Source organism: Bradyrhizobium sp. Rc3b (genome assembly GCF_900114915.1).
Classification (GTDB): Bacteria; Pseudomonadota; Alphaproteobacteria; order Rhizobiales; family Xanthobacteraceae; genus Bradyrhizobium.
Genome location: NZ_FOUS01000001.1, coordinates 283521 through 301761 on the forward strand (window position 1 = coordinate 283521; position 18241 = coordinate 301761).

The window sequence follows — 18241 nt, forward strand, 5'->3', positions numbered from 1 at the left end:
TTTTGGATTCGTGCACAGAATCGAGAATGCCGGGCATCATGTGACAATTCTCCGTCACTGCTAAAAAAATTTTTACAAATTCGTCACGCGCCGGACGTGTCGGCGAATTTTTCAAATGCTTGCGGTCGCTATGTCGATAAGTGATTAGCGAGACATCGCTTTTTGAGTCTCGTTTCACAGGGTAACTCCAAGCCGTGCGCGTTCCGGTGAATCTACGGTGTGCAGAACTTCTTGCGCGCGCGAATTCATCTTAGCCCCGCAGCACAGGGGTTTTTGCAACGCGGTGAAAGTTTCCACTGTTGCAAGTTACCGGCAGGTAGAACTACGGAACGAAGAATAGCGCAGGCGGTGCAAACCTTCCGATCGAAGATCGACTGTGGCGTGACCGGTTGCGTGAATATGACGGGCAACAAAAAAGCCCGGCGCGATGCCGGGCTGTTTGACGCATGCGATGTTCGATCGGATCGGCCGACCGATTGGTTCGCCGTTACCTGGCTCGTTACTTGGCGAGCTTGGCGATCTGCGCGGTGAGGCGCGAGACTTTGCGGCTGGCGTTGTTCTTGTGAATGATGTTGCGCTGGGCGGCGCGCATCAAGGCGGGCTCGGCATTCGCCAGCGCCTTCACGGCAGCGGCGCGGTCGCCGGTCGCGATGGCTTCTTCGACGTTACGCACGGCACCGCGCATCTGCGTGCGGCGCGACTTGTTGACGGCGGTGCGGCGGGCGATCTTGCGCGTCGCTTTCTTGGCGGAAGTGGTATTGGCCATGGTCTCAATATCCTTTGCGGGTACCGGTCGCGTCTTGGTCGGGTAGCGCCGGCTTGCTTGACCGCGGAATCGACGCTCGGATTTAGGGTGTTCGGTTGCTGGGCTGTCCCCGGAACATGAGGCCGCAAAGAGCTCTAAGCTCAAGGAGCCTGCAACTGCTCAAAGAACAGCGGCGGCAGGATTGCGCCCGCCGCCAGTTGGCGCCCTTATAGAGAGGGTCTTCGGCACCGTCAACGCTTTCCAGGCTGGAAAAGCGGCCTCCGGGGCCGTCCAGGGGCGTCGTAACGCCCTGAAGAGGTTGAATTTCTGCCGTCTCCCGGCTATTGGCTGGCGGCGTTTTGTCGGCTCCTCCGATCGGACGACCATATAAGGTGAGGCATGATCCGCGGTTTTTTCCGACTGATTGGGCTGTTGCTGCTCGCTGGCGGGTTCATCTTCATGGTCTATGACGGTGCCCGCTGGGTGGCCGACCAGACCCTCAGATTCACCCGGTTCGGCCAGTTCTGGAACGACATCAATCAGGCCAGCCAAGCGGCATTCCGCACCTGGGTCGAGGCCAAGGCGCCCTGGCTCTGGACCTCGGTGATCCGCCTGCTGCTGGATCAGCCGGTGTTCGCCGTCCTCGGCATTCTCGGCATCCTGCTGATGATCCTGTTCCGGCCGCGGAAACCGCTGATCGGCTATTCCCGGGATTGATCTTCAATCCCCCGGGATTGATCCTCAATTCCCGCCGGGATTGAGTGCTCGCCAGCCGCGCGGCGTAACAAGGCTGCCCACGCCAGCGTAGATCCCTATATTCCCACCTGATCGCGAGCACGCCGCCTGAACATCTGGCTCGGGCGACGGACGGCTCGTCTGCGGAGATCCAATCATGCTGTTCATGCGCAAGACCACCGCGTTGCCGAGCGCAGCCGAGGCGCTGCCCGGCCGTGCGCAAGCCATTCCGACCGCGACCTTCCATTTCGTCAACGGCAGCAAGCTCAAGCCGCCTTATCCCGCCGGCCTCGAGCAGGCCGTGTTCGGGCTCGGCTGCTTCTGGGGCGCCGAGCGCAAGTTCTGGCAGCTCGGCGATGGCATCTACACCACCGCCGTCGGCTATGCCGGCGGCCACACGCCGAACCCGACCTATGAAGAGACCTGCTCGGGACGCACCGGTCACACCGAAGTGGTGCTGGTCGTGTTCGATCCGAACAGGATTTCTTACGAGACGCTGCTGAAGACGTTCTGGGAGAGCCACAACCCGACGCAGGGCATGCGTCAGGGCAACGATGTCGGCACGCAATATCGTAGCGCGATCTATACCTATTCCGATGCGCAGAAGAAGGCGGCCGATGAGTCGAAGGCGCTCTATCAGAAGGCGCTCGCAGCCAAGGGCCTCGGTGCCATCACCACCGAGATCGCGCCATCAGGCGAATTCTATTTCGCCGAGGACTATCATCAGCAATATCTGGCGAAGAATCCCGCCGGCTATTGCGGCTTAGGGGGCACCGGCGTGTCCTGCCCGATCGGCGTCGGTGTGAGCGCGTAAGCGAGACGACACATCTTGCTTACCCTCCCCTGGAGGGGGAGGGTCGCTACGCATGCAGCGAAGCGGAATGCGTAGCGGGGTGGGGTGACAGTCTCTCCACATCCAACAGCGCGCCAGTGGAGAGATCGCCCCACCCCGCTCGCGCTGCGCGCGATCGACCCTCCCCCTCCAGGGGAGGGTGCGACGGTCACAGCCGCCCCGCTCAACGCTTTATTAACCATAACCGGTGCATCACTTAAGCCGTCTCGTTTCGAGGGATTGGTCCGGTGCCGGTTGCACGCGCGTTTCGATGGTCGATCTTGGCAGCGTCCCTGGCAGCGTCCGCCGCGCTGACCCTTGGCGGCTGCATGCAGACCGCCGGCCCCGTCGCGGTGATGCAGCCCCGCGCCGATCTCGATTCCATGGCCTATGGCCAGCCCTACAATGCGCCGCAACCGGTTGTCGTCGCCGACGGCGGCGGCGCCATCGGCGCGCTGCGCAATTCCTTTGCCTCTTCGCCCGCACCCATGCCGGTCGGTTACGCCGCGCCGATGGCGCCGGTGCGCTACGACGCCTCCTACCATCTCGACGCCGGCGACAAGCTCCGCGTCGTGGTCTACGGCCAGGAAGGTCTCACCAACAGCTACGCCATCGATGCGGGCGGCTCCATCACCATGCCGCTGATCGGCGCGGTGCCAGCCCGCGGCCGCACCACGGCGGGCCTTGCCGGCGAGATCGCCGCGCGCTTGCGCAATGGTTACATCCGCGAGCCCTCGGTCGCGGTCGAGATCGAGGCCTATCGCCCGTTCTTCATTCTCGGCGAAGTCACCGCGCCCGGCCAATATCCGTACGTGCCGAACATGACGGTCGAGAGCGCGGTCGCGATCGCCGGCGGCTTCTCGCCTCGCGCCAAACGCGACGTGGTCACCATCACGCACACCGAGAACGGCGGCTCCATGCGCGCCGTGGTGCCGCTCGGCACTCCCTTGAATCCCGGCGACACCGTGTTCGTCGGCGAGCGCTGGTTCTAGCTCACCGCCTGAAATCCAGCCGCCCCTCCGGAAAGCATCCGTCGATCCTGTTAGCGTCGACCACGCGCCCGACCCATGGCCGTGTGATCGCCGGCGTGGTCAGGTTGATATATTTTCCGACCAGCCGATCCGCGCCCTCGCGCGCGGCCTCGATCAGACCGTGCCGGCGGCCATTGTCCCAGTCGAAGCGCAGATAGATCCGGCTGCCCGTGATGCGCACTTCCGCGCGCCCTTGTTTCCACTTCTCCGCGGTGTCGCCGGCGATGGTCGGATCGGCGCCGCCATTCCAGCGGCTCGCCCAGCTGCCTTCGAGCGGATCGGATGGCGCCGCGATCGCTGTCCAGGCCGCCGCATTGCCGTCCGCGGCGTCGCCAGCCAGCCTGGCCGTCGCGGCATAATCCATCACCTCGGAATCATCGGGTGAGGGGACATCCATGGTTCCGAACGGATTGCGGATGACGAGGTGCGTGATGGCTTGCTGCATGGCAATCTCCCGGCGTGAGCTGGCTTGATTGGCCAGCTCTATCGCCGGGCGGCAGGATCCGGCCACCCGATTTCCGCGAGAGGACGCAGCGTGGTTGTCTCTCCTTGTGGAGAGAGTTCGTCCCTATTTCAAATGCTTCGCGAAAAAGTCCATGCTGCGCGGCCAGGCGATGTCGGCGCTGGCCTTGTCGTAGCTCGCGCGCTCGTCGCAATGGAAGCCGTGCTGGGCGCCCGGATAGACGAACACCTCCACGTCCGGCCGCTTCGACTTGATGGTCTCGACGTCGGTCAAGGGGATGCCCGCATCCTTCTCGCCGAAATGCATTTGCGTCGGCACCTTCGGCGTCTCGTCGGCGAAGCGCACGACCGCGCCGCCGTAATAGCCGATCGCAGCCTTCAGTCCCGACAGCCGCGTCGCCGCGACAAAGGCGATGCTGCCGCCCAAGCAAAAGCCGATGATGCCCACCGGGCCCACGCTCTTCACCGCATCGATCGCGGCCTGGGTGTCGCGCAGCATCGCGGCCCAATCGGGGCTGGCGACGAACTTGCGCGCTTCGGCGACCTCATCGGGCGAATAGCCCGACTGGAAGCCCGGCGCGGTCCGGTCGAAGATCGAGGGCGCGATCGCGACATAGCCTTCCCCGGCGAGGCGGTCGCAGACCGAGCGGATGTGGTGATTGACGCCAAAGATCTCCTGGATCACCACCACCGCGCCCTTCGGCGTGCCATCGGGATCGGCGCGATAGGCGCCAAACTGGAAATTGTCGGAGGCCGTCAGCTTGATGTCTTGTCCCACGCGGGTTGTCCTTCTTGGTTGTCACGGAATTCACTCTCTTCCCTCATCCTGAGGAGCGCGCTCTTCGCGCGCGTCTCGAAGGATGCAAGGCCGGGATGCAGCGGCGGGGGGCCTTTCATCCTTCGAGACGCTTGCTGCGCAAGCTCCTCAGGATGAGGGGCGGTACCTATTCCCACATCCAGTTCTCGCCGTAATCCTCCTTCCATCCTGCCAACCGTCCATGACGGAATTGCAGGAACAGGCGGTGGCGGTAGGGGATCAAGCCGCTGCCGCCGATGTTGCGAAGCGCGAGATAGATCTCGTTGCCGGGAGGCCCGCGCACATATTGCAGCGGCTGCCCAAGGGCGCGCGCGGTCTGCTCGGCATCCATGCCGAAGGCGAGCGGCGTGTTATTCGACAAGGTCGTGACGAAGGGCTGGCGCGGCGGCACTGTGCCGAACGGTTCGGCCTGCGCTGCCGACAACAGCGCCGCCATTGCGCCCGCCGCGAAGATCGCTCGCATCATGGTCGCCGTCCTCATTGCCTAGCCTAGGCCGGCAAGTTCTTCAGGAAAGGCACGACCGCGTCAACAAAAGCCTTGGGCTGATCGATGTTGACGGCGTGGCCGGCCGCGGGGATCACGACCTTTTGTGCGCCCGGGATTTTTGCGGCCATGTAATCGGACGCGGCGAGGAACGGCGTGTCGTCGGCGCCGACCACGATCAGGCAGGGCACCTTGATGTCGGGCAGCAGCTCGATCACGCGCGCATCCCGCTGGGTCAGCATGCCGCGTGCGGCGAGCGCCAACCCCCTGGCGTTGCGATGGCTGGCGGTAGCGCGTTCGCGCGTCGCCGATTTCAGCATGTCGAGACCTTCGCGATCGAGCTTGTCGGCCGTGCCAAGCGCCCGCGCGTTCCAGGCCTCGCGGGCGTCGTCCTTCTTGAAGCCGGGCCCGGTATCGATGATCAGCAGCGCACGGGCGGCTTGCGGATAGGTGCGATAGAACGCGAGCGACATGTAGCCGCCGAGCGAGAGGCCGCCGATGATGGCACGCTCAGCGCCGACCGCGTCGAGGATCGCCGCCATGTCGTCGACGGTCAGAGTTTCGCTGTAGGCGTTGGGATCATCGGGATAATCGGACTGGCCGTGGCCGCGCATGTCCCACAGGATCAGCGTGTGATCCTTCGCGAGCGCATCGACCTGCCCATGCCACATCGCCGACGTCGAGGAATAGCCGTGGGTGAGCAGCAATGGCGGACCGTTGCCGTGGACCTCGTAATAGATGTTGACACCGTCCCGATTGATCTTTGGCATTGCTTCCGCCTCTTTCTTTTTGTTTTAGCCGTGATCTCAGTGTTTCATCCTCCCCTGGAGGGGAGGGTAAGGTTCGTGGTTGGCTGCATTCTACGTCGCCAAGTTACCTGGAAGAAACTGCCTGAACGCGATGGCACGCATGTCTGACGCACGCGCTATTGTGTCCAGTCGCTGCGTCGGCGTCGTTGGCGCGGCGCACAACGAGCAAGTCTAGAAGCGGTTTTTTCGACTCGTTCCAAATTGCATTTGCCACGGCACCCGAACCCGATCATGCTCGCGGCCAAGGCTGACGCCAGCCCGGTGGGCGTCCGCCATTCAAGTTGCCGCCGTAAGCGGCTTCATGCACCGGCAGGGGAAGACGCCTATGCCAACTCTCACCATCAACGGGCGGAGTCTGTCCGTGGATGCGGCGAACGACACGCCGCTCCTCTGGGCAATCCGCGAGCAATTGCAGATGACCGGCACCAAGTTCGGCTGCGGTGCCGGGTTGTGCGGGGCTTGCACCGTGCACGTCAACGGCGAAGCCGTGCGCTCGTGCCAGACCATGCTCAGTGATGTCGCCGGCAAGAAGATCACCACCATCGAAGGCCTCTCCGCCAAGGGCGATCATCCCTTGCAGAAGGCGTGGGTTGCCGAGCAGGTGCCGCAATGCGGCTACTGCCAGTCCGGGCAGATCATGCAGGCGGCCTCGCTGCTGTCGAAGAATCCCAATCCGACCAAGGAAGAGGTCGTCGCGCATATGGACGGCAATCTCTGCCGCTGCATGACCTATTCGCGGATCCAGAAGGCGATCATGCGCGCCGCATCCGAGATGCGCACCGCATCCGCCACCTCCACCGAACGGAGGCCCACATGAATCGGCACGTCAAGAACGTCACCCCCGCGACGACCGATCTCAGCCGCCGCTCCTTCCTCGTCGGCACCGCCGCAAGCGGCCTCGTGCTCGGCTATGCCGGCGTGCCCGGCATCGATTCAGCCTCGGCCGCGGCTCCCGCGAATTTCGAGCCGAGCGTCTGGTACGCGATCGCGCCGGATGGTCTCGTCACCGTGACCTGCGGCAAGGCCGACATGGGCCAGCACATCGCCTCCACCATGGCCCAGATCGTCTGCGAGGAGTTGGGCGCGAAATGGAGCGACATGCGCGTGCAGCTCGCCTCCAACGATCCGAAGTTCAACGATCCTGTGCTCGGCGCGCAGATCACCGGCGGCAGCTGGTCGACCATGATGAACTTCGAGGCGATGAGCCGGGCGGGTGCGGCCGGCCGCATCGCGTTGACGGAGGCCGCCGCCGCCGCCATGGGACTGCCGCCCTACTTCAAGGACCAGCTCGTGGTCCGCGACTCCGTGATCTCGCATCCGAAGTCGAAGAAGCAGATGACCTTTGCCGAGATCGTCAAGAGCGGCAAGGCGACGAAAACCTTCACGCCGGACGAGTTGAAGTCGATCAAGCTGAAGACGCCGGACCAATACACCATGATCGGCGTGTCGGTGCCGCAGCTCGACATCCCCTCCAAGACCAACGGCACGGCCAAGTACGGCATCGACGTGATGTTGCCGGGCATGGCCTACGGCAAGGTGGTGACCCCGCCGGTACGCTTCGGCGCCACCGTGAAGTCGGTCGACGACAGCGACGCCAAGAAGGTGCCCGGCTTCATGAAGGCCGTCATCCTCGACGACAAGACTGGAACCACCTCCGGCTGGGTCGTCGCGGTCGCCAGCACCTACGCCAACGCGCGCAAGGCGGCGGATGCGCTGAAGATCGCCTATGACGGCGGTCCGAACGCAAAACTGTCGAGCCAGTCGCTGCTGGACGAGGCCAAGCGGCTTCAGGGCCTGGAGGATTCCGGCCAGTTCTTCGTCAAGGACGGCGATCCGAACGCGGCCTTCGGTTCGGCGGCCAAGGTGGTGGAAGCCGAGTACACCACCAGCATCAACATCCACGCGCCGCTGGAGCCGATGAACGCCACTGCGGAGTTCAAGGGCGACATCCTGCACATCTATTCCGGCAACCAGTTCGCGACGCGCTCCGGCGCGATCGCTGCGGGTGCGGCCGGGATCGATCCGAAGTTCGTCGTCATGCATCAGCATTGGCTCGGCGGCGGCTTTGGCCGCCGGCTCGATGCCGACATGATGATTCCGGCGGTGCAGGCGGCGAAGGCGGTCGGCAAGCCGGTCAAGGTGATCTACTCGCGCGAGAACGACATGACGATGGATTTCTCGCGTCCGCTCACCTACCAAAAGGTCAAGGCCGGCGTGGACGGCGACGGCAAGCTCGTCGCGCTCAGCCACGACGTGGTCTCGGCCTGGCCGACCGCGCGCTGGGGAATCCCCGATTTCCTGACGCCCTCGGTCGACAAGAAGGGTCCGCTCGACAGCTTCACGGTCAACGGCGCCGACTTCTTCTACACCGTGCCCAACCATTATGTGCGCGCGATCAAGAACGAGCTCGCGCACAACGCCACGCCGTCCGGCCAGCTCCGCTCGGTGGCGCCGGGCTGGACCTTCTGGGCGGTCGAAAGCATGATCGACGAGATCGCGGCTGCCACGGGCAAGGATCCCGCGCAGTTCCGCATCTCGCTGCTCGACGGCGCCGGCAAGAACGACGGCGGCGCGCAGCGGCTGCGCAACACACTGCTCGCCGCGATGGGACTGTCGGGCTACGGCACCAGGCCATTGCCGAAAGGCGAGGGCATGGGGGTCGCCTGCGTCTCGTCGCAGGAGCGCGCGACTGCGAGCTGGACGGCGTGCGTCGCCCATGTCGCGGTGGCGCCGTCGGGTGCGGTCACCGTGAAGAAGCTCACGGTCGCAACCGACGTCGGCACGCAGGTGCATCCCGACAACATCCGCGCCCAGGTCGAGGGCGCGGCGCTGTGGGGCCTGTCGCTAGCGATGTACGAGAAGGCGACGCTGAAGGACGGTGGCATCGAGCAGACCAATTTCGATAGCTACACGCCCTTGCGCATGAGCCAGATGCCCGAGGTCGCGGTTACCGTGATCGCCAATGGCGAGAAGGCCACCGGCGTCGGCGAGCCCGCGGTCACCGTGGTCGCCCCCGCCATCGGCAACGCCATCTTCAACGCCTCAGGCGCCCGCGTGCGGGCACTGCCGATCACGGCGGAGGCCGTGAAGGCGAGCATGAAGGCGTAAGGCCGAGCGCGATTGCAGAATGAGATCATCCGCCGGAGGGCAACCTCCGGCGGATTTGTTTTGGTGGCTGTCTCCCCAATCTCGATGTCATGCCCGCGAAGGCGGGGCATCCAGTACGTCGCGGCTTCTCGGTTCCGGCCGCAGCGCCTCGGCGTACTGGGTCGCCCGGTCCCGGCTCCGCCGAGGCTCACACGAGTGCTCGGCGCGCCGAAGCTTCAGCGAAGGCGGCAAGCCGGGCGATGACAGTGGGGGAGCGCACTCAAAATTCCCCTTATCTTTCAATGCCCCTTCTACTGTGCATGGGGGTTGTTGTTTTCGCGATTTTTGCCGTTCCCCTTCCGGAACGGAAATCCGTAAAATTGCACCCAATTCCAGAAGGTTCCATTGAGCACGCCTCTTAAGGGCCGGAGAACCTGATCCGGCTTAGGCTGACGCCAAATCCAATCCCGTGCTTTGGGGAAGTCATGAACGCCTCAGCCAAAACCGCCGCCAAACGCCGGCTTCTGCTCGCCTCCGACCGGAGCGACGAGAGCACCGAGCTCGCCAGCATCCTGAAGGCGGTCGGCGATGTCTCGACGGTGACGACGCAGGGCATTCCCGAGCAGCCCTCACGCGATCTCTCCGGCCTCGTGGTCGATATCAACCTGCGCTCGCCCGAGAGCGTGCAGCGGGTGCGCAACAAGCTGCGCGGCGATGCCTATCGTTCGATGCCGCGGCTGTTCGTGCTTGCCGATGCCCTGCATCACGGCACCATGCAGGCCTGGGCGCTGGGCGCCACCGACACGATCTCGCGGCCGCTCCAGGCGGACGCCATCCTTCAGCGTATCCGCGCTGCCTTCCCGGACACCGCCGCCTATGACGCGACCGACCGCGGCAAGACGCTCAACCGCGGCGTCGAGGCGGCGCACGCGGTGCTGGCGAAGATGTTCGAGAAGCTGCCGCTCGGCGTGCCCCTGACCTTCGACGACGTGATCGCCGCCGAGAGCAAGATCCTGAAGGCGATCAAGCACTCCTCGCTGCGCGAATGGCTCACCACGGTGGGCTGCCACCATGTCGGCAGCTACCGGCACTGCCTGTTCGTCACCGGCTTCGCCGTCTCCTTCGCGCAGCACCTCGGCATGCGCGAGGACGACCAGCGCCGGTTGACCCGCGCTGCGCTGCTGCACGATGTCGGCAAGGCCTTCGTTCCCTCCGCGCTGCTCGACAAGCCCGGCAAGCTCACCGACGAGGAGATGGCCGAGGTCCGCCAGCATCCGCGCCGCGGCTATGACGCGCTCGCAGCGCAAGGCGGCTTCCCGCCGGAGATGCTCGACGTCGTGCTGCATCACCACGAATTCCTCGACGGCTCCGGCTATCCGAACGGCCTGTCGTCGAACCAGATCAGCGACATCGTCCGTTTGACGACGATCGTCGACATTTATGCCGCGCTGGTCGAGAAACGCGCTTACCGCATGCCCTTCACGCATTCCCGTGCGTTCGGGATGATGGAAGGCATGGGCGGCAAGCTCGATCAGCAGCTGCTGCAGGCGTTCAGGCCTGTGGCGCTGGGGTCGTTCTAACGCGACGTTCTCCGCTGCCGTAGGGTGGGCAAAGGCGCAAAGCGCCGTGCCCACGAGCTCTCTCCGATCACACTTTGAATGGTGGGCACGCTTCGCTTTGCCCACCCTACGGCAGCGCGCCGTGTGGCCGTGCGCTACCCCACCATCTTCCGCAGCTCCGCCTTCGCCACCTTCTCCAGCGTCGAGCGCGGCATGTCGTCGACGAGCCTGATCTCGCGCGGCACCTTGAAGTCGGCAAGGCCCTTGCGGCAGGCTTCCATGACGCGCGCGTGCAGATCTGGCGCAGCACCGGCGACGCCGCCTTGCGGGATGATGAAGACGACCGGTACCTCGTCCAGCATCGGATGCGACTTCGCCACCACGGCGGCCTCGCGCACGCCCGGCACCAGCGCAATCACCTGCTCGATCTCGGAGGCCGCGACGTTCTCGCCGCCGACCTTCAGCATGTCCTTGGCGCGGTCGCCGAACTTGATGGTGCCGTTCGCGAGTCGCTCGACGCGGTCGCCGGTGAGGAAGAAGCCGTGCGCGTCAAAGCTCTCGCGCGTCGCTTTCTCGTTGTGCAGATATTCGGCGAACAGCGACAGGCCGGGGATGCCCTTGATCGCGAGATTGCCGGTGTCGCCGACCTCGGTCGGCCGTCCCTCGTCGTCGGTGATGCGGATTTCATATTCCGGCGCCGCGCGGCCGATCGACATCGGTATGTTGGGCTGGTCGACCTCGCCGACGATGCCGTGGGTGATGGTCTCGGTCATGCCCCACCAGCCGATCATCTTGATCCCGAAGGCGGCAAAGGCCGGCGGCTCGTTGATCGCGGTGCCCCACAGGCGGAATTTGTGATCTCTCGGGATCTCCTGCTCGAGCAGCGCCTTCATGCAGAACGGAATCGTCGAGGTCCAGGTCGCGCCGTGCTCGCGCGCGACGCCCCAGAACCGGCTCGCGGAGAAGCGCGGCTGGATCACGCAGGTGGCGCCGACCCACAGCGTTGCCAGCATGGAGTAGGCGAGGGCATTGGTGTGGAACAGCGGCAGATAGGTCTGGTGCACGTCGCTGGCGTGCAGGTCCTCGTGCGCGGCGTTGATCTTGGCGCCCCACAGCGCGTTGGCATGGGTCCACAGCACGGCCTTGGGGCGCGAGGTCGTGCCCGAGGTGTACTGCACGCTGCACGGCGCCAGCGGATCGGCCACGCGCCTGGGGCGGTCGGCACTGTCGGCGAACAGGGATTCAAAACTGTCGCCGCGCGAGACGCCGTGCGCGGGCGCTGCGCCCGCATCATGCGAGGTCACTGCCATCCAGCTTATGTTGCGGCAGTTCTGCGCGACAATCTCCGCATAGGCTGGCTGCGTGATCGCGGCGACCGCGCCGCAATGATCGGCAAAATACGCGATCTCGGCCGGCGCCGAGCGGGTGTTGGTGGTGACCGCAATGGCTCCTAACTCGACACAGGCAAACCAGGCGAGCAGCGCTTCGATGCAATTATCCAGATGAATGAGCACATATTCGCCCGGCTTGACGCCGCGCCGTGCCAGCCCTGCCGCGAGCGCGCCGACCCGCTCGTGAAATTCGCCATAGCTCCAGCGCTGCGCCGGCGCATCGAACGGCGCCCAGATCAGGAACGGATGGTCACGCCGGACCTCGGCGCGCATCCTCAAGAGCCAGGGCACGTCGAGCCCGTCGAATGGGCCGACGATCCCGGCTGCGGTCTGTTGAAGTGGCATGGATCCTCCCCGTGCAGCCTGCATCTTGATGGCGGCTGTCTTCTGATGATTGCGTCTTCCTGCCATCGGACGGCGCCGGGCGCAAATCGGGATGAGTGCATCGTACCTTGTGAGACGCGCGCACTCTCTCCTCAATCCCCGTACGACGAGATCTCGATCAGGCTGCCGTCCGGATCCCGGCAATAGACCGAGCGCAGCGTGCCGCGCGCACCCTGCTTGGGAACCGGGCCTTCCTCGATCGCGATGCCGTGTGCCTGCAAATGCGCCACCACCTCGTCGGGCGCGGCGGAGGTGAGGAAGCAGAGGTCCTCGCTGCCGGCGGTCGCCTGGTCGGCGGTAAACCACTCCACCTTGTCGGCGTCGCGCGGCCGGATGTTGATCTTCTGGTTACCAAAGTGAAGCGAAGTCCGCGGCGCTTTGCCGCCGCCGGGATCGAACACCTTGACTTCCATGCCGAGAATTCTGCGGTACCACTCCGCGCTGGCCGCGACATCGGCGACGTTGATTACGAGATGATCGAGGGCCTCGACTTTAACAGGCATGTCTTATCCTTTCGTCGTGATGCGCCCCGTGCACTTTCCGCGCTCCGCAAGCTTTGTTACAACCCCACCGACGCCGGGTTCAAGCAATCTGGCTTCAAGAACAACACGTTGGGAGAACCCTTGAGATGATCACTCGCCGTACCGCGCTGGGCCTGCTCGCCGCCAGTCCGCTTGCAGCCACCCCGCTGTCGAAGGCCTTTGCAGCCGATTATCCGGCCCGCCCGGTGAAATGGGTGGTCGGCTATCCGCCGGGCGGGGCCACCGACATCCTGGCGCGGCTGATCGGCCAGCGCCTGTCGGAAAAGCTCGGCCAGCAATTCGTGATCGAGAACAAGCCGGGTGCCGGCAACAACATCGCCACCGAATCGGTCATCAATGCCGAGCCCGACGGCTACACGCTGCAGCTGGTCAATCCGGCCAACTACATCAACGCCTCGCTCTACACCAATCTGAAGTTCAACTTCGTGCGCGACATGGCGCCGGTCGCCTCGTTCCAACGCGTGCCGAACGTGATGACCGTCAACAAGGACGTGCCGGCCAAGAACGTCGCCGAGTTCATCGAATACGTGAAGGCCAATCCGGGCAAGGTCAACATGGCCTCGTCCGGCAACGGCACCTCGGTGCATCTGTCCGGCGAGATGTTCATGGCCATGACCGGCTGCAAGATGCAGCACGTGCCTTATCGCGGCGCCGCGCCCGCGATCACCGACATGCTCGCCGGCCAGGTGCAGGTGATCTTCGACAACATGCCTTCGATCATCCAGCACATCCGCTCCGGCTCGCTTCGCGCCATCGGGGTCACCACCACGGAACGCTCGGCGCAGCTGCCTGACGTGCAGCCGATCGCCGACACCGTCAAGGGCTATGAGGCCAGCGCACTGTTCGGCATGGGCGCGCCGAAGAACACGCCGAAGGAGATCATCGCCAAGCTCAACGCCGAGGTCAACGCGGTGATCAAGGAGCCCGACATGGCCAAGCGTCTGGTCGAGCTCGGCGGCGAGCCGCGGGTGCAGACTCCCGAGGCGTTTGGCGAGGAGATCAAGGCCGAGACCGAGAAGTGGAAGAAGGTCGTCGAGTTCGCCGGCCTAAAGGTCGAGTAGCGGCCTTGTGATCGTGAGGATAGGAGCCCTGCCGTTTGGCAGGGCTTTTTTCTTGCGTGCCTCGTTTCGTTGATCTGGAATAAAACCGCGTTGCGAAACCTGATAATAGATGGCGCCGTATCTCGGGCCAGCTAGAGAGGAGTTGGATCATGCGCAAGAAGCAATTGATGCTGCTGACGTTCAGCGCGGCGGTCCTCGCGGGTTTCGCCACCGTCACGCCCGCGGCTGCGCGCGACTATCCATGGTGCGCCCAGGGCGGTGACTATGATTATCCCGGCGAATGCGCCTACGCTACCTACGAACAATGCCAGGCCAGCGTGTCCGGCCGGCTCTTGTACTGCGATCGCAATCCGCGCTTCGCCTACGGCCAGGTGCTGCCGGCGCAACCGCGGCCGCCGCGGCGCGTGCGGCCCGTCGCTCCGTACTGAGGGCGGAGCGGTTTACCGCTTCGCGTCCGCCTGCTCCGTGCCGGTACACGAGATCAGCATCGTGTAGGCGCGGGCGTTGGCGGCGATGTCGGCTGTCTTCAGTTCGCCCTTGGGCTCTGCGGTCTGGTAGGGCACCACGGAGTTGTCGAGGAAGTCGCGCAACGCGCCGGTCTTGATGGCAAAGTTGATATTCTCCGTCAGCTGCCCGGTCTCCTTGATCATCCTGAGCGCGTTGAGCTTGGCAACGACGATGCCGGCGACCTGGCCGGACAAGTCGAACAAGGGGCCCCCACTGTTGCCCGCTTGAACAGCCGCGCTGATCTGCAAGCGTCCGGTGTGATTGCGGAAGCCGCTGAGTGAGCTGACGATTCCCGTCGTCACGGTCAGGTCGGAGGAGAGATAGCCGTGCAGCGGGAAGCCGATGGCCACCACTGAATCGCCGGAGTGCATCGAGCGGTCCCGGATCTTCGCAAAATCCTTGAATACTGCCGTCGCCGGCGCCTGCAGCAGCGCGAGATCGTTTGTCGCGTCGCTGGAGACGACGCGCAGAACCATCGCGGCCTCGCCGGCGAGATTGCCCTTGATATCTCCGGTGCAGCTATCGATCACGTGACTGTTGGTGACGACATGCCCGTTGGGGCTGACTACAAAACCAGTGCCGGTGAAGGTTCCGGTTCGTCCCGGTTTGGCGGGAGGCGCACCTTGCTTGTCGCCGGCCACTGCGGGCTTCGCCGCAACCTTGGTGAAGTCGCCGGCCTTGTCGAGCCCGTCGGCTTTCACCTTGCTCACGCAATTGGCCAATGCCGCGATCACCGGCCCGGTCGATGTCAGGTCGAAATTCAGCACGGTGCGGCCGCTGGTTGCGACCATCAGGCTTGCCTTTTGAAACGTACGCACCACGTTGGCGGGCATGACCGCCGTGAGCATGTTCGGCTGATTGGCCGTGGCGAACAGTCTCGCCTGCTCCTGTCCGTCGAAGATGACGTCGATCGCGGCGTTCTCACCTTGCTTGAAGCGGTAGCTCGGGCTCGCAAAGGCCAGCGACCAGGTGCCGACAGCGTTGTAGCCGACAACCAGGATAACGCCGTTGAGGTAAGGCGTCGTCGCGGCGCAATGGGAGAAGGCGCCGGTCTGGTCGTTGCTGAAGGCGCCGCCGATCCAGTTGCCGACATTGACGCTGCCGAACGGTCCCGCCGCATTAGCGGCTCCGGCGATACCTATTTGCAATAGAGATGCGAGAATAAATGACTTGAGCCACATACCAGCCCCCGGACGCTTTTGGACCGCATCTTATCTACGGGAGCGGGGCGTGCGCAACCGGCAGTTGTCTGTGCCGGCGGAATCCTCTCGCGGCGACTTTCAGGCTTGCGTTTGCTTTGCAATGCCATATACTTTGCATTACAAAGTAACGGGACGAGCAATCCCGGAAACACGGGCGGAGCGAGGTTCTGGCGTTGCGCGATCTCGACAAGGCACTGGCCGACATCGTGGCGATCCGCAGCCAGATTGCGGCCGGCACGGCATTCCGCGGCTATGGCCCCGCGACGATGGCGGCGACCGGCGCTGTCGCGCTGCTCACCGCGATCCTGCAATTCTGGCTGCTGGGCGATCCCAACAGCGAGCCGCTCGGCTTCTTCTTCGGTTGGTTCGTTGCCGCCGCGCTGTCCGGCCTGATCATCGGGATCGAGATGCGCGCGCGTTCGCGCCGCCATCATTCGGGTCTGGCCGACGCCATGATCCACCAGGCGGTCGAGCAGTTTCTGCCGGCGGGCGTTGCCGGTGTGCTGCTCGCGGTGGTGATGTGGAAGTTCGCGGGCGAGACGCTGTGGCTGCTTCCGGGCCTGTGGCAGATCCTGGTGTCGCTCGGCATCTTCGCTTCCGTCCGCTCGCTGCCGCGCACCGTCGCGCTCGCCGGCGCGTGGTATTTCGTGTCCGGCTTCGCCGTGGTGGTGCTCGCGAGCCAGACGCACACGCTGTCGCCATGGACCATGGGCCTGCCCTTCGTGATCGGGCAGTCGGTGATGGCGGGCATTCTCTATGTCGCATCTGGAGACCATGATGTTGAAGGCTGACAGCGCGCCTTTCTCCTATGAAGGGCTCGACCGCGTGATCCACGAGAAGGCGAGGCTCGGGCTTCTGACCTCGTTGATGGCGCATCCCAAGGGGTTGGCATTCGCCGACCTCAAGCAGCTGTGCGGCCTCACCGACGGCAATCTCAGCCGGCATCTCGGCGTGCTGCAGGAGGCCGGCCTCGTCGAGGTGACCAAGGGCTACGAGGGCAACCGCCCGCACACCACCTGCCGCCTCACCAAGGCCGGGCGCCGCCGTTTCCTCGACTATCTCGCCGTGCTCGAACGCCTGGTGCGCGACGCTGCGAAAGCCGCCGGCCGCGAGGCGCCGCCGCTCGGCCGCCTCGGTATCGTCTCGACCTGATCCCCCCCTTTTTGACCGGAGACTTTGCAATGCAAAGTGACCTTGCGTCCCGCAACGAAAAGCTTCATGTCGGCATCATCATGGACGGCAACGGACGATGGGCGACGCGGCGGGGCCTGTCGCGCGTGCGCGGCCACGAGGCCGGCGTCGAAACCATCCGCCGCATCGTCGAGGCCGCGCCGAAACAGGGCATAGGCACGCTGACGCTCTACGCCTTCTCGACCGACAATTGGCGGAGACCAAAGGCCGAGGTCGCGGCGCTGATGACCCTGCTGCGCTTCTATCTCGCCAACGAGGTGCAGAGCCTGGTCAAGAACGGCGTGCGCCTCACCGTGATCGGCCGCCGCGACCGCTTGCCTGACGGCATCGCCAATGCGATCACGCGAGCCGAAGACGCGACAGTTGAAGGCTCAACGCTGCACTTGCGTATCGCCGTCGACTATTCCGCGCGTGATGCCATCCTCAATGCCGCGGCGAAGGCGGCCGCGCTGACGAGCCTCACCCGCGAAGCCTTCTCGCAGCTCGTCACCGGCGAAGCCGGCCTGCGCGACGTCGATCTCATCATCCGCACCTCGGGCGAGAAGCGACTGTCAGACTTCCTGCTCTGGGAAGGCGCTTATGCCGAGCTGCACTTCACTGAGCGGATGTGGCCTGAATTCGACGCCAGCGATCTCGCCGCCGCCCTGGCCTCCTTCCACGGCCGCGAGCGCCGCTTCGGCGGCCTTCAGGCGATCGTGCCCGAGGAGGTGCCTTCGCTCTCCCGTGTGTGACGCGCGGCACATGAAAACGAGCTGTTCGTTTTCATCCGTATGATTGGCAGCTCCGTCCAAGCGGACGGTGAGCGGCCTCGGCTAGGTCTGCAAGTCCCAGCAACCTGCCGAGAGCATCACGCATGTCACAGCTGTTTCCGGGAGCCGTCGTCGAGCCGGTCGAACTGGCCGACGCAAACGGCATGGTCTGCATCAGGACCGCGAGCGCATCCGACGTGGAGAATCTGTCGGTCTATTTCACCGGCCTTTCCACGACATCGCGCAACAAGCGCTTCAGTGGTGCGCGTTCCGACCTCGGCGTGGTCGCGGCCGAATGCATCGCCAAGAGCGGCGGTCTCGACAACTTCACCTTGCTCGCCGAGCTCAGGGAGGAGGGACGGGGCAGGATCATCGGCGAAGCGCTATACGCGTACGATGCGACGGCCCGGCACGGCGAATTTGCGATCTCGGTTGCCGATGCCTTCCAGCGCATGGGGCTCGGCCTTCAGATGATGACGGCGATGGAAACGCGCGCGATTGATCTCGGGCATGAGATGATCGCTGCCGAGACCGCGCGGGCGAATGCTGAGATGCGCGGCCTCGCCAGGAAAGCGGGATTCAACGATACCGGGCTCGGAGACTGGCAGTCGGTTCATCTAGCCAAGCGCCTGTCGCGCTAGCGGGGGTCTTGC

General features: G+C 64.5%; 20 protein-coding genes. 12 read left to right on the forward strand and 8 right to left on the reverse strand.

The genetic code is table 11. The features are described from left to right. Positions 1–499 precede the first annotated feature (499 nt). The gene (rpsT, locus tag BM190_RS01365) at positions 500–766 is read right to left on the reverse strand and encodes a 30S ribosomal protein S20 (protein ID WP_018319466.1); all 267 of its coding nucleotides are present in this window, start codon (positions 764–766) and stop codon (positions 500–502) included. Positions 767–1144: 378 nt separating this feature from the next. Between rpsT and BM190_RS01370 the strand changes: the two genes are divergently transcribed. From BM190_RS01370 to BM190_RS01380, 3 genes are all read left to right on the forward strand, one after another. Next, complete coding sequence (locus BM190_RS01370) at positions 1145–1462, forward strand: hypothetical protein (RefSeq protein WP_018319467.1); 318 nt, start codon at positions 1145–1147, stop codon at positions 1460–1462. A 175-nt stretch (positions 1463–1637) separates the two neighbouring features. Beyond that, positions 1638–2294 carry a peptide-methionine (S)-S-oxide reductase MsrA gene (gene msrA / locus BM190_RS01375; RefSeq protein WP_091962113.1) on the forward strand — a complete coding sequence of 219 codons (657 nt, stop codon included), beginning with the start codon at positions 1638–1640 and terminating at the stop codon, positions 2292–2294. A 266-nt stretch (positions 2295–2560) separates the two neighbouring features. Beyond that, complete coding sequence (locus tag BM190_RS01380; RefSeq protein ID WP_018319469.1) at positions 2561–3304, forward strand: polysaccharide biosynthesis/export family protein; 744 nt, start codon at positions 2561–2563, stop codon at positions 3302–3304. Between the two features lies 1 nt (position 3305). Here BM190_RS01380 and BM190_RS01385 read toward each other — a convergent pair whose 3' ends face one another. The 4 genes from BM190_RS01385 to BM190_RS01400 form a co-directional block, all read right to left on the reverse strand. Next, complete coding sequence (locus BM190_RS01385) at positions 3306–3788, reverse strand: hypothetical protein (RefSeq protein ID WP_092251527.1); 483 nt, start codon at positions 3786–3788, stop codon at positions 3306–3308. A 123-nt stretch (positions 3789–3911) separates the two neighbouring features. After that, complete coding sequence (locus BM190_RS01390; protein ID WP_092251528.1) at positions 3912–4583, reverse strand: dienelactone hydrolase family protein; 672 nt, start codon at positions 4581–4583, stop codon at positions 3912–3914. A gap of 166 nt (positions 4584–4749) precedes the next feature. Next, on the reverse strand, positions 4750–5088 hold the full coding sequence (locus BM190_RS01395) for a hypothetical protein (RefSeq protein ID WP_092251926.1): 339 nt from the start codon (positions 5086–5088) through the stop codon (positions 4750–4752). A gap of 23 nt (positions 5089–5111) precedes the next feature. Continuing rightward, on the reverse strand, positions 5112–5876 hold the full coding sequence (locus BM190_RS01400) for an alpha/beta fold hydrolase (protein WP_092251529.1): 765 nt from the start codon (positions 5874–5876) through the stop codon (positions 5112–5114). A gap of 364 nt (positions 5877–6240) precedes the next feature. On the opposite strand from BM190_RS01400, the gene BM190_RS01405 reads away from it, so the two are divergent. From BM190_RS01405 to BM190_RS01415, 3 genes are all read left to right on the forward strand, one after another. Beyond that, positions 6241–6732, forward strand: coding sequence for a (2Fe-2S)-binding protein (locus tag BM190_RS01405; RefSeq protein ID WP_018319474.1), 492 nt, complete (start codon positions 6241–6243; stop codon positions 6730–6732). Then, on the forward strand, positions 6729–9023 hold the full coding sequence (locus BM190_RS01410; RefSeq protein ID WP_092251530.1) for a xanthine dehydrogenase family protein molybdopterin-binding subunit: 2295 nt from the start codon (positions 6729–6731) through the stop codon (positions 9021–9023). The genes BM190_RS01405 and BM190_RS01410 overlap by 4 nt, the downstream gene beginning before the upstream one ends. Before the next feature lie 464 nt (positions 9024–9487). Further along, positions 9488–10582, forward strand: coding sequence for an HD-GYP domain-containing protein (locus BM190_RS01415; RefSeq protein ID WP_092251531.1), 1095 nt, complete (start codon positions 9488–9490; stop codon positions 10580–10582). A 134-nt stretch (positions 10583–10716) separates the two neighbouring features. On the opposite strand, the gene BM190_RS01420 is transcribed toward BM190_RS01415, so the two are convergent. After that, on the reverse strand, positions 10717–12297 hold the full coding sequence (locus BM190_RS01420; RefSeq protein WP_092251928.1) for an AMP-binding protein: 1581 nt from the start codon (positions 12295–12297) through the stop codon (positions 10717–10719). Between the two features lie 131 nt (positions 12298–12428). After that, positions 12429–12839: a VOC family protein gene (locus BM190_RS01425; RefSeq protein ID WP_092251532.1), complete on the reverse strand. Its 411-nt coding sequence runs from the start codon at positions 12837–12839 to the stop codon at positions 12429–12431. A gap of 125 nt (positions 12840–12964) precedes the next feature. Here BM190_RS01425 and BM190_RS01430 point away from each other — a divergent pair, with 125 nt between their 5' ends. Both BM190_RS01430 and BM190_RS01435 read left to right on the forward strand, forming a co-directional pair. Next, positions 12965–13939: a Bug family tripartite tricarboxylate transporter substrate binding protein gene (locus tag BM190_RS01430; protein ID WP_018319479.1), complete on the forward strand. Its 975-nt coding sequence runs from the start codon at positions 12965–12967 to the stop codon at positions 13937–13939. Positions 13940–14088: 149 nt separating this feature from the next. Then, on the forward strand, positions 14089–14367 hold the full coding sequence (locus BM190_RS01435) for a DUF3551 domain-containing protein (RefSeq protein ID WP_018319480.1): 279 nt from the start codon (positions 14089–14091) through the stop codon (positions 14365–14367). Positions 14368–14379: 12 nt separating this feature from the next. On the opposite strand, the gene BM190_RS01440 is transcribed toward BM190_RS01435, so the two are convergent. Next, entirely contained in the window at positions 14380–15627 is a 1248-nt protein-coding gene (locus BM190_RS01440; protein WP_092251533.1) for a S1C family serine protease, read from the reverse strand. A 194-nt stretch (positions 15628–15821) separates the two neighbouring features. Here BM190_RS01440 and BM190_RS01445 point away from each other — a divergent pair, with 194 nt between their 5' ends. From BM190_RS01445 to BM190_RS01460, 4 genes are all read left to right on the forward strand, one after another. Continuing rightward, complete coding sequence (locus tag BM190_RS01445; RefSeq protein ID WP_092251534.1) at positions 15822–16439, forward strand: hypothetical protein; 618 nt, start codon at positions 15822–15824, stop codon at positions 16437–16439. Then, positions 16426–16800, forward strand: a complete 375-nt coding sequence (locus tag BM190_RS01450; RefSeq protein WP_026202187.1) for a winged helix-turn-helix domain-containing protein — start codon at positions 16426–16428, stop codon at positions 16798–16800. The genes BM190_RS01445 and BM190_RS01450 overlap by 14 nt, the downstream gene beginning before the upstream one ends. A 29-nt stretch (positions 16801–16829) precedes the next feature. After that, entirely contained in the window at positions 16830–17570 is a 741-nt protein-coding gene (locus BM190_RS01455) for a di-trans,poly-cis-decaprenylcistransferase (RefSeq protein WP_092251535.1), read from the forward strand. A 122-nt stretch (positions 17571–17692) separates the two neighbouring features. Then, on the forward strand, positions 17693–18229 hold the full coding sequence (locus tag BM190_RS01460) for a GNAT family N-acetyltransferase (RefSeq protein ID WP_018319485.1): 537 nt from the start codon (positions 17693–17695) through the stop codon (positions 18227–18229). The last annotated feature ends 12 nt before the right edge of the window (positions 18230–18241 follow it).

Excerpts from the sequence above, each read along its gene's own strand:
- BM190_RS01450 (WP_026202187.1), top strand. The coding sequence starts at position 16,426 with ATGTTGAAGGCTGACAGCGCGCCTTTCTCCTATGAAGGGCTCGACCGC.
- BM190_RS01410 (WP_092251530.1), top strand. The coding sequence starts at position 6,729 with ATGAATCGGCACGTCAAGAACGTCACCCCCGCGACGACCGATCTCAGC.
- BM190_RS01440 (WP_092251533.1), bottom strand. The coding sequence starts at position 15,627 with ATGTGGCTCAAGTCATTTATTCTCGCATCTCTATTGCAAATAGGTATC.
- BM190_RS01420 (WP_092251928.1), bottom strand. The coding sequence starts at position 12,297 with ATGCCACTTCAACAGACCGCAGCCGGGATCGTCGGCCCATTCGACGGG.
- BM190_RS01395 (WP_092251926.1), bottom strand. The coding sequence starts at position 5,088 with ATGATGCGAGCGATCTTCGCGGCGGGCGCAATGGCGGCGCTGTTGTCG.
- BM190_RS01400 (WP_092251529.1), bottom strand. The coding sequence starts at position 5,876 with ATGCCAAAGATCAATCGGGACGGTGTCAACATCTATTACGAGGTCCAC.
- BM190_RS01415 (WP_092251531.1), top strand. The coding sequence starts at position 9,488 with ATGAACGCCTCAGCCAAAACCGCCGCCAAACGCCGGCTTCTGCTCGCC.
- BM190_RS01460 (WP_018319485.1), top strand. The coding sequence starts at position 17,693 with ATGTCACAGCTGTTTCCGGGAGCCGTCGTCGAGCCGGTCGAACTGGCC.
- BM190_RS01430 (WP_018319479.1), top strand. The coding sequence starts at position 12,965 with ATGATCACTCGCCGTACCGCGCTGGGCCTGCTCGCCGCCAGTCCGCTT.
- BM190_RS01425 (WP_092251532.1), bottom strand. The coding sequence starts at position 12,839 with ATGCCTGTTAAAGTCGAGGCCCTCGATCATCTCGTAATCAACGTCGCC.
- BM190_RS01435 (WP_018319480.1), top strand. The coding sequence starts at position 14,089 with ATGCGCAAGAAGCAATTGATGCTGCTGACGTTCAGCGCGGCGGTCCTC.
- BM190_RS01385 (WP_092251527.1), bottom strand. The coding sequence starts at position 3,788 with ATGCAGCAAGCCATCACGCACCTCGTCATCCGCAATCCGTTCGGAACC.
- msrA (WP_091962113.1), top strand. The coding sequence starts at position 1,638 with ATGCTGTTCATGCGCAAGACCACCGCGTTGCCGAGCGCAGCCGAGGCG.
- BM190_RS01455 (WP_092251535.1), top strand. The coding sequence starts at position 16,830 with ATGCAAAGTGACCTTGCGTCCCGCAACGAAAAGCTTCATGTCGGCATC.
- rpsT (WP_018319466.1), bottom strand. The coding sequence starts at position 766 with ATGGCCAATACCACTTCCGCCAAGAAAGCGACGCGCAAGATCGCCCGC.
- BM190_RS01370 (WP_018319467.1), top strand. The coding sequence starts at position 1,145 with ATGATCCGCGGTTTTTTCCGACTGATTGGGCTGTTGCTGCTCGCTGGC.
- BM190_RS01405 (WP_018319474.1), top strand. The coding sequence starts at position 6,241 with ATGCCAACTCTCACCATCAACGGGCGGAGTCTGTCCGTGGATGCGGCG.